Genomic DNA, 15,881 nt, shown 5'->3' with positions numbered 1-15,881 from the left:
GTCTGAGAGGATCAGAAGCCTTTACGCTTGCGGCTGGACGGACCGCTTTTGCTGAAGCCGCCACCGCCACCCTTACGGGGCGGACGCCCACCACCGGGGCCACCAGCAGAACGCGGCGGACGACCGCTGTCGCGGCTGGCACCACCCCGCGGCGGAGCGGAAGGCTCGACCGTAATTTCATCCGCATCAGCACCAGCGGCACAGGACTGGAAGCGTTCAGCTTTATCCTGTGCAATTTCTACCAGTGTGTGGTCCGGCTGGATGCGGATCGCGCCGATATCCTGCTTGCGGATACCGCCCAGACGGCAAAGCATCGGCACAAGCCATTTCGGGTCTGCGCGGTCTTCGCGGCCAACGGAGAGGCGGAACCATGCGCCCGGTTCACGCGGGCCACGGGTGTCACCTTCTTCATCATCCCGGCGGGTGCGTTCACGCGGCGCTTTTTTGACAGAGCCGGGAGAAATAACGCGTACGCTGGTGGGTTCCGGCAGGTTGGCGCGCCACATGGCAATCAGCGCCGCAGCAAGCTGGTCCGCAGAATGTGCTGCTGTCAGCTTGGTGATCAGCTCATGCATGCCACCGGCTTCCGGCACGGCAATGGAGAGTTCCGGGGCGGACAGCAGGCGTTCCGCATCGGCTTTGGCAATATCGTCCGGTGTCGGGGCACCGCCCCATTCTGCCGTAACTTTGGCCCCTTCCAGCAGGCGTTCCGCCAGTCTTCTGCGTGAGGGCGGCACCAGCAGAACACAGGTCCCTTTGCGCCCGGCGCGCCCGGTGCGGCCAGAACGGTGCAGCAGGGTTGCCGGGTTGGACGGCAGGCTGGCGTGAATCACCAGACCGAGGTCGGGGATATCAATGCCACGGGCTGCCACGTCAGTCGCCACGCAAACGCGGGCCTGACCATGCCGCAGGCTTTCAATGGCGCGGCTGCGTTCGTTCTGCCCGAGGTCACCGGAAATGGCGACGGAGGAGAAGCCACGCTGCGTCAGAATCCCCTGCAACTGCCGCACGGCTTCACGCGTGTGGCAGAACACAATAGCGGTGGGAGACTCCATCTGGCGCAGCACGTTGACGATGGTGCCAGCCATGTCGGACTGGTCCGTCAGAATGGCGCGGTATGTAATGTCCGTATGCGGGGCGCTGCCGGTCTGCGTATCAATACGCAGGGCGTCCGTCTGGTAGCGGCGGGCCAGATTGGCAATGTCCCGGGCGATGGTGGCGGAGAACAGCAGGGTGCGGCGTTCCGGCGGGGCGGCTTTCAGCAGGGTTTCCAGTTCATCCCGGAAGCCCAGATCAAGCATTTCATCCGCTTCATCCAGCACCACGGCGCGCAGATTGCTCAGTTTGAGCTGCCCGCGGGAGAGATGGTCACACAGGCGGCCCGGCGTGCCGACAACAATGTGGCAGCCAGCGTTCAGCGCACGGGCTTCCACACGGGGTTCCATCCCGCCAACGCAGGAGACAATGCGGGCACCGCTGGAGGCATAGAGCCATTCCAGCTCATTGCGCACCTGCAGGGCGAGTTCACGCGTGGGGGCAATGACCAGAGCCAGCGGCGCGCCCGGCGGGGGGCAGCGGCCATTGTCATCCAGCAGGGTGTTGGCCATCGCAAGGCCAAAGGCAACGGTTTTGCCAGAGCCGGTGCGGGCTGAAACAAGAAGGTCCCGACCTTCGGCGTCAGGTGCCAGAACGGCGGCCTGAACTGGGGTTGCGGAGTCGTACCCGCGAGCGGCAAGGGCGCTCGCAAGAGAGGCGGGGGCATTCTGAAAAGGCATTCTACTTTAGGTCCAGGCAACAAGATGTATGGGGGGATAAAGGTTCCCCGCATAAATGGCCAGAGGCCTGGCCGGAGAACTTTTGCCCTGAGCGCTTATGAGCAAGCGTGGTGTGTTACTGGAACGGCAGGTAACGGAAGTCCAGAAATATCTGACTCATGCTGGTATCCGGTCCGCCGCCCTGACCCTTCCAGGCATCCCTGCGGGAGTAGGCAAGCTGGGCTCCGGCTTCCACTGTTCCGTAATGTCCTTTGAAGAAGCGATACCATGCGCCGACGGTCGCTTCCATCACGCTCCGGGTGTTGGCCGTGCAGCCCAGAGTGGACAGTTCCGTCTCACATCCAAGGTTGGAATAGTTCGGGTTGCCGTAGCCATACGCGCCGCCGCCATAGTTGGAATAGCGCCGTCCGGCTTCCTGATACCCAAAGAAACCATACACATCCACGCGCGGGGTGGGGTGGGCAATAATGCCGCCGGTTGCCTGCACGGAGGGAATGGGCGCGACGTCCCCGTCAGCTTTCAGGGTGGCGTCAGGCAGCAGGACGGAGCCATAGCGGCCTATGCCAACTCCGGCGAGCCCGGCCAGACGCACTTCCACCTTATGCGGCACAACCGGCAGAACCATGGAGCCACCGCCACCGCCAGCAATGGCGGTATTGTTGTGGCCCTGCCCGAGGGATGCGACGCGGTCATGCGGGAAATGCAGAATTCCCACGGCTTCGTAATGGCCCCAGTGCGGGTCCCACGCCACCTTGCCGATCACATCCGGCGCAATCTCGTTGGAGAAGGGGGCATCATTGGTCAGGCCTGTGCCGTTGCTGCTGATGGTAGCGGTTTTGCCGTTGGGCAGCGTGACGGTGCCGTCCGCATTGGTAAAGCCGGTGGTATCATACAGCGTGGCGGAGTTTTCGATGGACAGGCCCAGCCACAGACGATGCTGGAGGAAGTCCTTCACAAACCGGAACTGGAGCTGCCGTGCCCATGTCTGGCCTGCCAGCATGGAGGATTCGATTGTTTCCGGCAGACTTTCCTGACGCGGGATAATGCCGATGCGGCCCGGTGTGAGCATGCTCCACGCCTGCCCGGCAAGGAAATGGAAGTCCAGATCACTATTATCATAAGCCAGATAGGCCTGCCGCATGCGGAAGGCGTAGCTGTTGCTTTCATAAGCGTCGGTCGTGGCGGCTCCAGCCCCGAAATCCATTTCAAAGAAGCCGGAGATGGTGGAGTGGTTATCCACATTGCCGCGCGCCATGAGGGAGATACGGCTGTAACGCGCGCTGCCTTCAAAATTGTTGGTGTGATAACGGGACTCGTTCGGATACGGCATGGCCTGCCAGTAGTTGAACGTGCCGGACGGCACATGGCGGTTTTCAACCACGGCTGAGGCATCCAGAAATCCACCCAGAATGAGGGTGACAGGTCCCATATGGAACACGCCGTGGTCACCCAGCGCACCGGCGGCCTGTGCGCCCGCAGTTTCCCGCGCATGCGGGCCAACGCTGTTTTCCGCAATGCGGGAAATGACGTCTTCCGCGCGGTGGCCAATAACAGCTTCCACATCCGGGTGCGTATCAACCCCGGAGAAGATGGGCTGAGCGTCCGGTCCTGTCGCATGGTGCACCATGTGGTGCGGCGTGTTCATGGCGGTGGAGGTGGCTTCGGCAGGTTCAATACCAGCCTCTTCAGCCCCGGTTTCCTGGGACCAGCCTTTATGGCTCGTGCCGCCGCTGCCAGATACGGTATTCCGCGCGGTTGTCAGCGTATGGTGGCTGCTGCCATCCACTGCGGAGCGGGTTGCAGACCCCCCGGCATGCCCCCCCAGCGCGGCCCGATGAGCGGCAATCTGCTTCTGCATGCCGACAAGCGCCTTCTGGAGCGCTTTCTGCTGCTCCTGAATTTGCGCCATCTGGTGTTCCAGAGCCTCCAGAGAGGCTGCTTCATCTTCTGCTGCGTGTGCCTCACGGGAGAGCTGCAAGCCGGACAGCCCCGTCGCCAGAATAGTGCCAACACACAGCCAGATCCGCATCTGGCGTGATGCCGGCGCAGGCAGAAGAGAAGAGGTGATCATTTCTTTAAATATTATCCCCGGAACAGGCGCATTTATTGTTTGAAACCATTTTGCCGAGGCGTGCGTAAAGACTATTTTTTTAAAAAATAATTTCAGCAAGACCGGCTTCCACGTTATGAGCACTGTAAATTTTGACGAAGCCGATGTCAGAGAGGATATGCTGTGGCAAAAATGATCCATTCCATGCTGCGTGTTCTGGAGGAACAGCGCTCGCTGGCGTTTTATGAGGCAGCGTTCGGGCTGCGCCCGGTGGACCGGCTGGTGTTTGACAGCTTCACACTGATCTATCTGGCGAATGAGGAGCAGACCTTTGAGCTGGAACTGACCATCAATCACGGCCGGACCGAACCGTATGTGCTGGGGGATGGCTACGGGCATCTCGCCGTTTCAGTGGAGGATCTGGCCTCCGAGCATGAGCGGCTGGACGCGGCAGGTTTGTCCCCGACGCCTATCAGGACGCTGGAACTGGAAACCCGCATTATCGGCACGTTCTTTTTCCTGACCGACCCGGATGGCTATAAAATTGAGGTGCTGAGCCGTGGCGCGCCGGGGCGTTTCCTCTGAGCCACGCGATGTTGTTCCGCAATGGTATTAGGGGCTGAACTGCCTTATAAGGCGCGGTATGCAGACCTCTTTCTTCAAGATGCACGGGCTTGGGAATGACTTTGTCATTTTCGACGAGCGTGCCGGCCATCTGTCCCTGACCCCTGCGCGCATTGCAGCTCTTGCTGACCGCCGGAGGGGCATTGGCTGTGACCAGCTTGTGACGCTGCGCCCGGCCTGTGCAGAGGGGGCGGATGTGTTTGTGCGCTTTTTTAACCCCGACGGGTCAGAGGCCGGGGCGTGTGGTAACGCCTCCCGCTGTGTGGCGGATCTGGTGTTCCGCCAGACCGGCACCCGTACCCCCGTCCTGCAAACACGCGCAGGAACCCTGCCTGCGCGCATTGAAGAAGACGGGCTGGTGACGGTGGATATGGGAGCTCCAAAACTGGACTGGCAGGCCGTGCCTCTTGCAGCCGAGATGGACACTCTCCATCTGCCCCTTCCCGGGGATCCGGCAGCGGCCTCCATGGGGAACCCGCACGCAACTTTTTTTGTGAAAGATTTTTCGATGCTCAGCCAAGGCAGCGCGCTTGAGCATGACCCGCTCTTCCCTGACCGTGCCAATATTGGTTTTGCCCGCATAGACAGCCCCGCCCGGATGCGCCTGAAAGTGCATGAACGCGGCGCAGGAGTTACGGAAGCCTGCGGGTCCGGTGCCTGTGCGGCTGTGGTCAATGCCGTGCGGCGCGGGTTGGTGGAGCGCCGCTGCGCCGTGGAGCTGGATGGAGGCCTTCTGCATATTGAATGGGCGGATAATGACCATGTGCTGATGACTGGCCCTGCGGCTGTTGCATTTGACGGGATGGTGGATCTGGCCACCTACGCCTCATGACCCGTCCGGAAATTCTGACCTTCGGGTGTCGGCTGAACACGTGGGAAAGCGAGGTCATGCGTGAGCATGCCGCAGCGCTGGAGGACGTGATTATCGTCAACACCTGTGCGGTGACGGGCGAGGCCGAGCGGCAGGCCCGGCAGGCCATCCGCCGCGCACACCGTGATAAGCCGGGTGCCCGGATCGTGGTGACGGGCTGTGCCGCGCAGATTGACCCGGATCGCTGGGCTGCCCTGCCCGGCGTAACCCGTGTTCTGGGTAATGAAGAAAAGCTGAAGGCGGAAAGCTGGGCACCCGCCGCCATGAACGAGCCGCTCGCCGTCTCGGATATTATGGCGGCCAGAGAAACCGCCGCCCATCTGGTCACGGAATTTGCGGGCCGGACCCGGGCCTTTGTGCAGGTCCAGCAGGGGTGTGACCATCGCTGCACGTTCTGCATCATTCCCTTCGGGCGCGGGCCATCCCGCTCTGCGCCGGTTGGCGTGGTGGTGGAGCAGGTGCGCGCCCTTGTCGAATCGGGCTACCGGGAGGTGGTGCTGACAGGCGTGGACATGACCTCATGGGGCGGGGACCTGCCGGGCACGCCCTCACTCGGGCAGTTGTGCCGCCGGGTGCTGGGGCTGGTGCCACAGCTTGAGCGCCTGCGCCTGTCGTCGGTTGATCCGGTGGAAATTGATGAGGATATCTGGCGTCTGCTGGAGCATGAGCCGCGCTTTATGCCGTATCTGCATCTCTCACTTCAGGCCGGATCGGACCTGATTCTCAAACGGATGAAGCGCCGCCATCTGGCGGAAGATGCCGCACGGGTTATCACGCGGGCGCGCGGTCTGCGCCCTGATATCGGGATCGGCGCGGATGTGATTGCCGGATTCCCGACGGAAGATGATGCGCTGTTTGAAGAAACACGCGCCTTTCTGGAGGCGCAGGGCGTGCCGTATCTGCACGTCTTTCCATACAGTGAGCGTCCGGGTACGCCTGCGGCGCGGATGCGGGCTGTGCCGGTGCCCGAGCGTAAGGCGCGGGCTGCGCGCCTGCGGGAGGTGGGGGCGGCCTCGGCCGAGCGGTATTACCAGAGTCTGGTCGGCCAGACTTTGCGTGTGCTGATGGAAACGCCCACATCAGGGCATAGTGAACAGTTTGCCCCGGTCCGTCTGGCAGAAGGTGAGGCGGAAACGGGTGAGATTATCAGTCTGCGGGCTGTGGCGGCAGATGCCGCGGGCCTGCTGGCGGAAAGGGTTTGAGATGGCGCTAGGTTTCTTTTCACGCCTCAAGCAGGGGCTGTCCCGCTCAACGCAGAAGCTGGGCGGCGGGCTGACATCCGTCTTCACCAAGCGCAAGCTGGATGATGAGGCGCTGGAAGAGCTGGAGGATCTGTTGATTACCGCAGACCTTGGCCCAAGCGTTGCTGAACGGATTATCGAATCGTTCCGTAAGACGCGCTTCGGCACGGAAGTTACGGACGAGGAAATCCGCAACACACTGGCGGATGAAATTGCCAGTGTGCTTGCGCCTGTGGCCATTCCGTTTGAACCCGACCCCGCGCATAAGCCGCATGTGGTGCTGGTGGTGGGCGTCAACGGTGTTGGCAAAACCACTACCATTGGCAAAATGGCCCGCTTTTTCACCGATCAGGGCAAGAAGGTGATGATGGTGGCAGGGGACACGTTCCGTGCCGCCGCTGTGGAGCAGTTGCAGGTGTGGGGTGAGCGTACGGGCTGCCCCGTGATTGCTGGTGCACCGAACGCGGATGCCGCCGGTCTGGCGTTTGAAGGGCTGAAACGGGCCAAGGCGCAGGGTGCGGATCTGCTGTTTGTGGATACGGCGGGCCGCCTGCACAATAAAAGTGCGCTGATGGAAGAACTGGCCAAGATTATCCGGGTCATGCGGAAATTTGATGAGACCGCTCCGCACTCGGTCCTGCTGGTGCTGGATGCCACCACGGGTCAGAACGCTGTGGAGCAGGTGCGCGTGTTCCGCGAACTGGTGAATGTCACCGGTCTGGTGGTGACCAAGCTGGATGGTTCGGCCCGTGGCGGTATCGTCGTGGCGCTGGCCGACAGTTTTGGCTTGCCGGTGCATGCTGTGGGTGTGGGGGAGCAGGTGGAAGATCTGCGTCCGTTCTCGGCGCAGGACTTTGCCAAAGGGCTGGTCGGCTCGCCTGAAATGGGGGCGGAAGCCGCATCCTGACGCAGGCGGAATTGTCCGCCGGTGCGCTTTTTTTGCATGCGTGACGGATTTTCCGCTCAGTGCTACGGATGCTTCCTTGACAGGATATGGCAGCGCCGTTAGCAAGCGCCTGCACCCCTCTGGAGTGCGAAGTATGGGTGAAGACAGCGACGAGTCTTTCGCGAAGCGACTGAAAGAGGCGGAACGCCGCTCCGGTCGGGTTGAGGAAGATGAAAAAGCCAGCAAAGCTGAGAAGGATGAACAGTCCTTGCCAGCACTGGCGCTCAGAGCCGGGACGGAAATGATTTCCGCGCTGGTGGTTGGGGTTGCTGTGGGATGGGGACTGGACCATTGGCTCCATACCCGTGCTGTTTTCCTGATCATCTTCGCGCTGCTGGGCGGAAGTGCAGGAGTGCTGAATGTCTGGCGGCTGGTAAAGCCACCGGAACAGTGAGTTGGAAAGCTGAGGGTCCGGCAGAATAGACCGGACACAGTGGAGTAGGAGAACGGTTTTGGCGGGCGGTTCCAGTATCGACGTACTTGGTCAGTTCGAGCTTCATCCCGTTCTTGGCGGGCTTGGTGAGGCGCTGCGCTTCAGTCAGTCACCCCTCTACATGATCCTGGCTGCGTGCCTGGTTCTTGCATTCCTGTATTTCGGTATGCGTCCTGCTGCTGTGGTGCCTGGTCGTTTTCAGGCCGCAGCCGAGGTGTGCTACGAATTTATTCACAGCATGGCGGTTGATACTATCGGGCCGGAAGGCGCTGCCTTTTTCCCCTTCATTTTCACGCTGTTTTTCTTCATTCTGGCCGGGAACTATATCGGTCTGCTGCCTTTCTCCTTCACCTTTACCAGTCACATCGCAGTCACCCTCGGCCTTGCCGTCATGGTGTTCCTGCTGACGGTTATCGTGTCGCTCAAGGTGCAGGGCATCCGCTTCTTTGCGCACTTCATGCCGGCGGGTGCCAGCATGTTCCTCGCGCCGCTGCTGATCCCGATTGAGATCCTGTCCTTTCTCTCTCGTCCCGTGAGCCTGTCCATCCGACTGTTTGCAAACATGGTCGCCGGACACGTCATGTTCGATATTTTCGCAAGCTTCGTCATCATGCTCGCCGGTTTTGGCGTCGTGGGTGATGTGTTTGCGATAGGGCCTATTGCCATTAACGTGGCGCTGGTGGCTCTCGAGTTGCTTGTTGGTGTGCTGCAGGCCTATGTGTTTGCCATTCTGACGTGCATCTACCTGCGGGAGGCCGTGGCTCACTGAGCTGCTTTGCCCGTTTCGTTTGAACTGTACTTTTTAACAAGGAAGTGACTGATATGGACATCGCTGCAGCCCGGGAAATCGGTGCAGGTATCGCCGTAATCGCCCTCGCCGGCGTTGGTATCGGCCTCGGCAACATCTTTTCAACGCTGGTGAGCAGCATTGCTCGCAACCCGGCCTCCCGTCCGCACGTGTTCGGTCTGGGTATGCTGGGCTTCGCGCTGACAGAAGCTATCGCGCTGTTCGCGCTTCTCATCGCGTTCCTGATCCTGTTCGTCTGATAAAACGGTAGGAAAAGGGAGGCCTTCCTGTGGGTGTCATGATGAAGATTGTCCGTGCTGGTTTACTCGCTACGGTATCCGGCGTGTCTCTTCTGGTAATGGCTGCACCTGGTGCACACGCCGCAGGGATGCCTCAGCTTGATTTTCACAACCCTCTGGTGACCGGTCAGGTCATCTGGGGGGCTGTGATTTTCCTGGGCTTCTATCTGGTGCTGAGCCAGATTATGCTGCCCCGCGTTGGTCGCGTTCTGGAAGACCGGAGCAAGCGGATCTCGGGTGATCTCGATGTCGCGCGCTCTGCCAAACAGGATGCGGATAAAGCCGTGGCGGAACTCCAGCAGGCACGTAAAGATGCCATGGCTGAGGCTCAGGCCAATCTGCAGAAAACGCTGGACGCTGAACAGCGCGCTGCGGATCAGAAACTGGCAGAAATCAACGCCCGTCTTTCGGCCGAAATTGCTGATGCTGAAAAACGGATTGCTGCCGAAAAAGCTCAGGCTTTCGGTACGCTCAAAGAAATTGCGGCTGATACCACACAGGCGCTTGTTTCCCGCCTGACAGGTGTCACGCCTGACGCCCAGCTTGTGGCGCAGAAGGTTGACGGCGCGATCGCGCATCAGAATATCTGAGACCGGCTCCGGGAGAATATAAAGTCATGTCTGGCATTTTTCACGAAGCAGGTTTCTGGGTCGCTGTTTCCTTCGTTCTGTTCTTCGTCTTTTTTGGCCGCAAGGTCTGGACACCTATCACGACCATTCTGGATAGCCGGGCCGCCCGCATCCGTCAGGAACTGGACGAATCCGCCCAGTTGCGCCGGGAAGCCGAGCAGATGCTGGAAGATGCCACGCGTGAGCGTGAGCAGGCTCTGATTGAAGCTAAAAGCGTGGTCGAGCAGTCCCTGAAGCACGCGGCCGAACTGGCTGAAAAAGCCCGTGCCGAAGCTGAAGCTGCTGTGCAGCGGCATGAACAGATGGCCCGTGACCGGATTGCCGCCGTAGAGCGCGCAGCCATCAAGGAAGTCCGTCAGGCCGCTGTCGATGTGGCTGTAGAAGCTGCTCGTAACGTTATCGGCCAGTCCCTTGACCAGCAGAAGGCAGAAGCACTGGTTGATCAGGCTATTGCCAACCTGCCGACCGCTCTTGCGCGTCAAGCCGCCTGAACCGCGCGTTTGCTGATTGATCCGGCTTGAGCGCGGTCTCTCCCTTCCGGAGTGATGATACTCCGGTTCTGAGCATTGTTATTGCTGTTCTGGATGAGCGGGAGAACCTCCCGTTTGTCTGTCAGGAACTGGCGGAAGCCCTTGAGCATCTGCCGAAAACTGAAGTCGTTTTTGTAGATGATGGCAGTCGGGATGATACCGTTGCCGTCCTCCAGAAAATGCGCGCCGAGGTTCTGCCCGGCTTACGTGTTCTCTCCCATGATCATTGTTGCGGGAAATCTGCCGCCCTGCGCACCGGTATTACCGCCGCGCGGGGTGAATGGATTGCCACTATCGATGGCGACGGTCAGGATGATCCGCGGGAACTGATTGACCTCCTGCGTCTGGGGCGCTCTGCTAATGGCACGCCTCCACTTGTGGTGGGCGTGCGTAAAAAGCGGAAAGATGGCTGGTCCCGCCGTTTTGCGACTCGCTTTGCCAATGGTCTGCGCCGCCGTTTGCTGCGCGATGAATGCCCGGATACGGGTGCGCCAATCAAACTGTTCCAGCGTGATGCTTTTTTAAAACTGCCTCAGTTTGAAGGCCTGCATCGCTTTCTGCCTGCGCTGTTTGCGTCTTATGGCGTGCCGTTGCTGTGCCATCCGGTCAAGCACCGCCCGCGTCTGCATGGGCAGTCAAAATATACCAATTTTAACCGTGCGCTGGTGGGGATCCGTGATTTGCTGGGTGTTATCTGGCTGCGGAACCGGACCCGCCTGCCGCGCTCGGTTCGCGAATGCTAAATCCACGCTGGGGCCAGCAACGCCTGTCCGGGCGTGCGCTGGCTTTGCTCGGTTTATTTGCATTTTTCCTCTTTCTGCCGGGACGGGCCTCGACGCCCCCGTTTGACCGGGATGAGCCGCGCTATATGGAAGCGACGGCCCAGATGCTTGAAAGCGGTAATTTTGTAGATGTCCGCTTTCAGGATAAACCCCGTTATCTGCAACCCGCCGGGATTTACTGGCTGGAAGCGGCGTCCGTCGCTGCGACGGGGACCCTGAAAAGCCACGCGGTCTGGGCGTATCGTCTGCCGTCTCTGCTGGCCATGACGGCCTCAGTGGTACTGACGGCATGGATGGGGTCTGTGCTGTTCGGTTCCACAGCCGGTCTGGGCGCAGGCCTCCTGCTTATGGTTTCTGTGCTGGTGACGGCAGAGAACCGGATGGGCACGATCGACTCAACTTTGTTGCTCAGTGTTCTGCTGGCGCAGGCTGGTCTGCTGCGGGCCTTGTGTGACCGCGAGGCAGAACGCCCCACGCCGCTGCGCACCGCTCTTCTGTATTGGGGAGCGATTGGCTGTGGCCTAATGCTCAAGGGGCCGGTGATTCTCATTCCGTCTCTGGCAACCCCTTTCTGTCTGGCCGTTGTGGAGCGGAATTTCAGTTTGTGGCGCAGGCTGCGGCCTCTGTGGGGCTGGCTGATTTCTATGGCTATTCTGCTGCCATGGTGCATTGCGATTGGTGTTGTCAGTCACGGCGAGTTTTTCCGCCGTGCTGTGGGCACCAATTTTCTGGGCAAGGTGGCCTCCGGCCAGCAGGCGCATGGGTTGCCGCCGGGCTACCATTTGCTGGTCTTTCTGATTGCCTTCTGGCCCGGTTCATTTTTTGCAGCGGCGGCTTTGCCTGCGGTCTGGAAAAACCGGACGCTTCTGCCTGTTAAATATCTTTTGTGCTGGATTCTCCCGCACTGGCTGGTGTTTGAGCTTATCGCCACCAAGCTTCCGCATTATGTGCTGCCGACCTATCCGGCAATCGCCATCCTTACGGCGGGTATGCTGACACAGGGGGCGCCTGTGTGGGCAGGCTGGCCGCGTGCGCTCTGGGCGCGGCTGGTTCTGTGGGCCTATGGCGTGCTCTGGACGGTTGCTGGCGTTGCGCTGGCTCTGGCTGGCCCCATCCTGTTATGGAAGCTGGAGCATGTGGTTTCTCCTGCAGCGCTGATTCTGGCCGCGGGCAGCCTGCCGCTGGTCGGCCTGTCCGTCGTCTTCATCTGCCGTTCGGAATTACGCAAGGCTCTGCTGACAAGTGCCGCCTGCGCTATGCTGCTCTACACTGGCCTGTTTCTGGTAGTTGTGCCGCGCCTGCACAGTATCTGGATGGCGCCACGCCTGACTGCACTGGTCAATGCACATCGTCCTTGTGCTCAGACTGATGTTTCATCCGTCTCGTTTTCTGAGCCAAGTCTCGTGTTCCTGATGGGTGGTAAAGTGCATCTGGAAGGACCGGAAGAAGCAGCCCACCGGATGCTCAGCAATGAAGCCTGCGCAGTTGCATTGGTGGATGTCAAAAACAGCGAGGCATTTCTGGCAACCCTCGGCCCCGCCCGTGACCGTCTGCGCACCTATGGCTCTGTAACTGGTGTCAACTATTCCAATGGCCATCATCTGACTATCAGCCTGTATAAGATAGCACGGTGAGGTTTTTCTTTTTTCCGATAGGTCATTGATTTCGAGAGAGTAAAAATGTTTTTTTCAAAAAATAAGATCTATTACGCTATAATTTTGTTACCAATATTCTCTCTCTGCCTTGCCAATTTTTTTATATTTAATGCGGATGATTTGGGTGTTCGTTACTCAGAAGACGCAAAAAATTCCTTCATCTCAGGGAATTATACAAATTATAGGTATTTTATACTGGCTCTGAGCTATGCTATTCGCTGGTTAAAAATAAACTATTTTGATAATGTTATTATTAATTCATTGCTATATTCTGCTGGGCTTATTTATTTCTGCTACGAATTCTCTCGTTATGTCGGCATAAGCTTAAAATATATAGCGTTTTTCTGTATTGCTGTAGCCTTTCAGGGGTTCATGGCAGATTTATCGTCTTTCACAATGGCCTACTGGAACTATGGTATTTCATGGATTGCCATGGGAGGCGCGCTTTATTTTTTAAGAACAAGCAAGAATTTTTGGGGCTTGTCTGCGGCAATCATTCTTTCAGTTATTACGCTCACGTCCTATCAGGTGGCGGCGCAGCTTCTTATCCTTGCTGCAGGATGCGCCTATTTATATGCAACTCTGTTTAAACCAAAAGACTCTTTGTTTCTTGAGCTAACATGGCGTCCGGTCTTTGTGTATGTCGTGTCCTGCGCAATTTTTTTGGTCATGAAAAAATGCATCGGGCCGGAATGGGGGCGTCCAGTACATTTTTCGGCATTGATACATAATATCAAGCCATATTTTACGGATATATTTTATCAATTTTTCAATGGAAAATATTCTTCTATATTTCCAATGCATGAAAGATTTCTATATTTTTCATCTATTTTTGTAATCAGTTTGTATTTAATATATATGCTGATTTCCAAAAGGAATTATTGTTATTTTTTCGCTCTCTTGAGTCTCGCTGCCTGCTTAGCGTTTGCGGAAAATCCGTTTAACTTACCGTTCGATCTTTTTTGGCCATCCCCTCGGTCTCTAACATGCAATTCTTTTCTTTATCCTGTGCTGCTTATCTTTGTAGTGCAGAAAATATTTTCTTATCATGAACAGCTTCAGAAGCCTGCATTCTATCTGGCCGCAGTTTTTTTGTTGCTGTCTATTAATAATCAGGCTGGTTTGTTCATGGAAAGACGGGAGCAAACGCAACGTGATATTGAAATTGGAAATGCTGTTCTGAGCGATATTAAAAATGTTGCTGGTATTTATAATGGTGAAAAAATCTCCGTTGTCAGTAGCTGGAGAAATATCGCGCAGTTAAACACGATTGCGGTAATGGACTATGCCTCTTCGGCCTTTACAACAGGGTGGAGTCCGGTGCCGCTTTTGCGCAAATTAAGTGGTGCGGACCTGCGGTCTGTTTCCATGCCAGCGTCAGTTTGTCCGCGAGAGCCTGAACGTTGGGATGTCCTGAAAATCAACGACGTTGTTGTTGTTTGTATGAAATAGCTCGTCAGGGATAAATGATCACATAATCATGCTTTTGAAAGCGAAGAAAAAAATTTTCGAGAATTGAAGTGATTTTTTTTAAAAAAGAAACAGCTTCTATTTTTTCAAAAAAGATATTTATCAATAAGGTGTAATCAGTGGCGTATGTCATTTTAGTCTTATTGTGATCGAGTGCCCAAAATTTATTTTGGGACTTCGCTCTCGTCGGATTGTCAGAATAAAGCGCGGTCAGACGCGAGTGCCTGAAGCAGAAAATATGTATGGTCAAAATCCGAAGTGATCAGACGCAGAAGAGAGACGCTTTAAGTCTCTTCGCGGTCATGACGGGCAGAGCAGATTCCTGCGACACCATAGCATATGTGACAAAAGACTATGAATAGTGTCGCAGTAGAGCATAAGCATGCCTCTCACTGATTATGCCCCGCCAAAACAAGTTATGTAAGAATATCCTGACTTGTCTATCAAAGCCCTGTTGGTATCAGAGACTTTGCAGAAATGTCTTTGAATATTTCAGGTGGAGGGATCGAAGAACTGTTGGTTGATGGGGCTGGCTCGTGATTTCAGGCTTTTGGCGATTTGATTGACGGTTCTTTGTGTTGCTTTTGATCTGCGTTTTGAGCAGATCGGGGGCTGTTACCCGCTGGATTACTATGCTGTGGTGCCGATCCGCTCCAGGAAGAGGAAGCGGCGCATGTTGTAGACGATATTGGCCAGGCCGATCCTCATGGTGACCCGGGTGATACCGACAGTTCGGATGAACAATCCCGTCTGCGATTTCTGATCGGCAAAGACATGCTCGACGCGGGATCGGATCACCGACTTCCCCGCGTTGGACCGCTGGATATGCCGGGGCATGGGCTTGAGATGTGGCTTCTTCCTGTGACTTTTCGAGACAAAGCCCTGCTTCTCCATGAAGTCCTCATTGGCTTTTGAGCGATAGGCCGTGTCAGCCCAGACCGTTGAAGCCGTATTGGTTTTATCCAGCAGCCCCTCTCTCAATCGTGTGCCATCACTGGCGGCGGCATGCGTCGTCTTCCATTTCCGGATGAACCGGTATTTCCGATCGATAGAAACATGCGATTTATAGCCAAAGAACGGGATGGCGAGATCGCTGGATGGCATGGTTCCATCATCCTGCCGCTTCGCCTTCGTGAACTTCAGTGTCCAGCGCGCATGGCGATCCTTGCGGGACAATTTGGATGGCTTGTCCTGCCAGTCTTGCGGGATCCGTCCCTTTCGAAGATCCGCTTTCTCGGTGTTCGTGTTGCGCTGCTTTGGAGCCGCTACCAATGTCGCGTCCAGGATCTGACCCGACATCGGCAGATAGCCCGCGTTTCGCAGGGTCGCGTCAAAGCGGTCAAACAGTCTTTCAATGGCCCCCGCCTGGGTCAGACGTTCGCGAAACAGCCAGATTGTTTTGGCATCCGGCACACGCTCCGACAGCCCCAGTCCCAGAAAACGCATGAACGACAGGCGGTCGTTGATCAGATATTCCGTCCGCTCATCAGACAAATTGTTCAACGTCTGGATCACCAGAATTTTGAACATCAGCACCAGATCGAATGGTGGTCGCCCGCCTTTGCTGCCATCCGAATACGCCAGAGCCTTCTCCAGATCAGGGCGGAACACCTCAAAATCCACAGTCCGGGAAAAGGCTTCGAGTTGATCACAAAGCCCGCTCAGCCGAGCAAGCCGCTCTTCAACGTCAAAGAAACCAGACTGCTTCATCAGCCATTCCCTCAATTAGAACCGGAGGAATGGAAGCATACAGAAGAACTCAAAACCAGGGGGTTTTTCGAACCCTCCA

Annotated in this window: 15 protein-coding genes; 12 read left to right on the top strand and 3 right to left on the bottom strand. The window is 57.1% G+C overall.

The window, feature by feature from the left end:
• Positions 1–11: 11 nt before the first annotated feature.
• Together JK199_RS06600 and JK199_RS06595 are read right to left on the bottom strand one after the other, a co-directional pair.
• Complete coding sequence (locus JK199_RS06600; RefSeq protein ID WP_212374725.1) at positions 12–1,775, bottom strand: DEAD/DEAH box helicase; 1,764 nt, start codon at positions 1,773–1,775, stop codon at positions 12–14.
• 115 nt (positions 1,776–1,890) lie between these two features.
• Entirely contained in the window at positions 1,891–3,846 is a 1,956-nt protein-coding gene (locus tag JK199_RS06595) for a hypothetical protein (protein WP_212374723.1), read from the bottom strand.
• A gap of 162 nt (positions 3,847–4,008) precedes the next feature.
• Here JK199_RS06595 and JK199_RS06590 point away from each other — a divergent pair, with 162 nt between their 5' ends.
• The 12 genes from JK199_RS06590 to JK199_RS06535 all read left to right on the top strand — a co-directional run bounded on the left by JK199_RS06590 (position 4,009) and on the right by JK199_RS06535 (position 14,074).
• Entirely contained in the window at positions 4,009–4,410 is a 402-nt protein-coding gene (locus JK199_RS06590; RefSeq protein ID WP_086656207.1) for a VOC family protein, read from the top strand.
• A gap of 58 nt (positions 4,411–4,468) precedes the next feature.
• Positions 4,469–5,281: a diaminopimelate epimerase gene (dapF, locus tag JK199_RS06585; RefSeq protein WP_212374722.1), complete on the top strand. Its 813-nt coding sequence runs from the start codon at positions 4,469–4,471 to the stop codon at positions 5,279–5,281.
• Positions 5,278–6,522 carry a tRNA (N(6)-L-threonylcarbamoyladenosine(37)-C(2))-methylthiotransferase MtaB gene (mtaB, locus tag JK199_RS06580; protein WP_212358780.1) on the top strand — a complete coding sequence of 415 codons (1,245 nt, stop codon included), beginning with the start codon at positions 5,278–5,280 and terminating at the stop codon, positions 6,520–6,522. Before dapF ends, mtaB begins: the two co-directional genes overlap by 4 nt.
• A 1-nt stretch (position 6,523) precedes the next feature.
• On the top strand, positions 6,524–7,468 hold the full coding sequence (gene ftsY, locus JK199_RS06575; RefSeq protein ID WP_077930614.1) for a signal recognition particle-docking protein FtsY: 945 nt from the start codon (positions 6,524–6,526) through the stop codon (positions 7,466–7,468).
• Between the two features lie 133 nt (positions 7,469–7,601).
• On the top strand, positions 7,602–7,901 hold the full coding sequence (locus JK199_RS06570) for an AtpZ/AtpI family protein (RefSeq protein WP_025827925.1): 300 nt from the start codon (positions 7,602–7,604) through the stop codon (positions 7,899–7,901).
• A 58-nt stretch (positions 7,902–7,959) separates the two neighbouring features.
• Positions 7,960–8,709, top strand: coding sequence for a F0F1 ATP synthase subunit A (locus tag JK199_RS06565; protein WP_077930613.1), 750 nt, complete (start codon positions 7,960–7,962; stop codon positions 8,707–8,709).
• 53 nt (positions 8,710–8,762) lie between these two features.
• A complete protein-coding gene (locus tag JK199_RS06560; protein WP_003624142.1) occupies positions 8,763–8,987 on the top strand; it encodes an ATP synthase subunit C family protein in 225 nt (74 codons plus the stop codon).
• A 47-nt stretch (positions 8,988–9,034) separates the two neighbouring features.
• Positions 9,035–9,616: a F0F1 ATP synthase subunit B family protein gene (locus JK199_RS06555; RefSeq protein WP_025827913.1), complete on the top strand. Its 582-nt coding sequence runs from the start codon at positions 9,035–9,037 to the stop codon at positions 9,614–9,616.
• A 35-nt stretch (positions 9,617–9,651) separates the two neighbouring features.
• The gene (gene atpF / locus JK199_RS06550; protein WP_208864141.1) at positions 9,652–10,146 is read left to right on the top strand and encodes a F0F1 ATP synthase subunit B; all 495 of its coding nucleotides are present in this window, start codon (positions 9,652–9,654) and stop codon (positions 10,144–10,146) included.
• Between the two features lie 26 nt (positions 10,147–10,172).
• A complete protein-coding gene (locus JK199_RS06545; RefSeq protein ID WP_212374720.1) occupies positions 10,173–10,928 on the top strand; it encodes a glycosyltransferase in 756 nt (251 codons plus the stop codon).
• Entirely contained in the window at positions 10,922–12,601 is a 1,680-nt protein-coding gene (locus JK199_RS06540) for an ArnT family glycosyltransferase (RefSeq protein ID WP_212374718.1), read from the top strand. Before JK199_RS06545 ends, JK199_RS06540 begins: the two co-directional genes overlap by 7 nt.
• A gap of 45 nt (positions 12,602–12,646) precedes the next feature.
• Positions 12,647–14,074, top strand: coding sequence for a hypothetical protein (locus JK199_RS06535; RefSeq protein WP_212374716.1), 1,428 nt, complete (start codon positions 12,647–12,649; stop codon positions 14,072–14,074).
• Positions 14,075–14,722: 648 nt separating this feature from the next.
• On the opposite strand, the gene JK199_RS06530 is transcribed toward JK199_RS06535, so the two are convergent.
• Entirely contained in the window at positions 14,723–15,802 is a 1,080-nt protein-coding gene (locus JK199_RS06530) for an IS5 family transposase (RefSeq protein WP_456304279.1), read from the bottom strand.
• Positions 15,803–15,881 lie beyond the last annotated feature (79 nt).

It is taken from the genome of Acetobacter persici (genome assembly GCF_018256955.1).
GTDB lineage: Bacteria > Pseudomonadota > Alphaproteobacteria > Acetobacterales > Acetobacteraceae > Acetobacter > Acetobacter persici.
This window is presented reverse-complemented; position numbering and strand designations above follow the sequence as displayed.

Bases quoted from the DNA above. Each gene is read 5' to 3' on its own strand.
- JK199_RS06600 (WP_212374725.1), bottom strand. From the start codon at position 1,775: ATGCCTTTTCAGAATGCCCCCGCCTCTCTTGCGAGCGCCCTTGCCGCT.
- JK199_RS06595 (WP_212374723.1), bottom strand. From the start codon at position 3,846: ATGATCACCTCTTCTCTTCTGCCTGCGCCGGCATCACGCCAGATGCGG.
- dapF (WP_212374722.1), top strand. From the start codon at position 4,469: ATGCAGACCTCTTTCTTCAAGATGCACGGGCTTGGGAATGACTTTGTC.
- mtaB (WP_212358780.1), top strand. From the start codon at position 5,278: ATGACCCGTCCGGAAATTCTGACCTTCGGGTGTCGGCTGAACACGTGG.
- ftsY (WP_077930614.1), top strand. From the start codon at position 6,524: ATGGCGCTAGGTTTCTTTTCACGCCTCAAGCAGGGGCTGTCCCGCTCA.
- JK199_RS06570 (WP_025827925.1), top strand. From the start codon at position 7,602: ATGGGTGAAGACAGCGACGAGTCTTTCGCGAAGCGACTGAAAGAGGCG.
- JK199_RS06560 (WP_003624142.1), top strand. From the start codon at position 8,763: ATGGACATCGCTGCAGCCCGGGAAATCGGTGCAGGTATCGCCGTAATC.
- JK199_RS06540 (WP_212374718.1), top strand. From the start codon at position 10,922: ATGCTAAATCCACGCTGGGGCCAGCAACGCCTGTCCGGGCGTGCGCTG.
- JK199_RS06535 (WP_212374716.1), top strand. From the start codon at position 12,647: ATGTTTTTTTCAAAAAATAAGATCTATTACGCTATAATTTTGTTACCA.
- JK199_RS06530 (WP_456304279.1), bottom strand. From the start codon at position 15,802: ATGAAGCAGTCTGGTTTCTTTGACGTTGAAGAGCGGCTTGCTCGGCTG.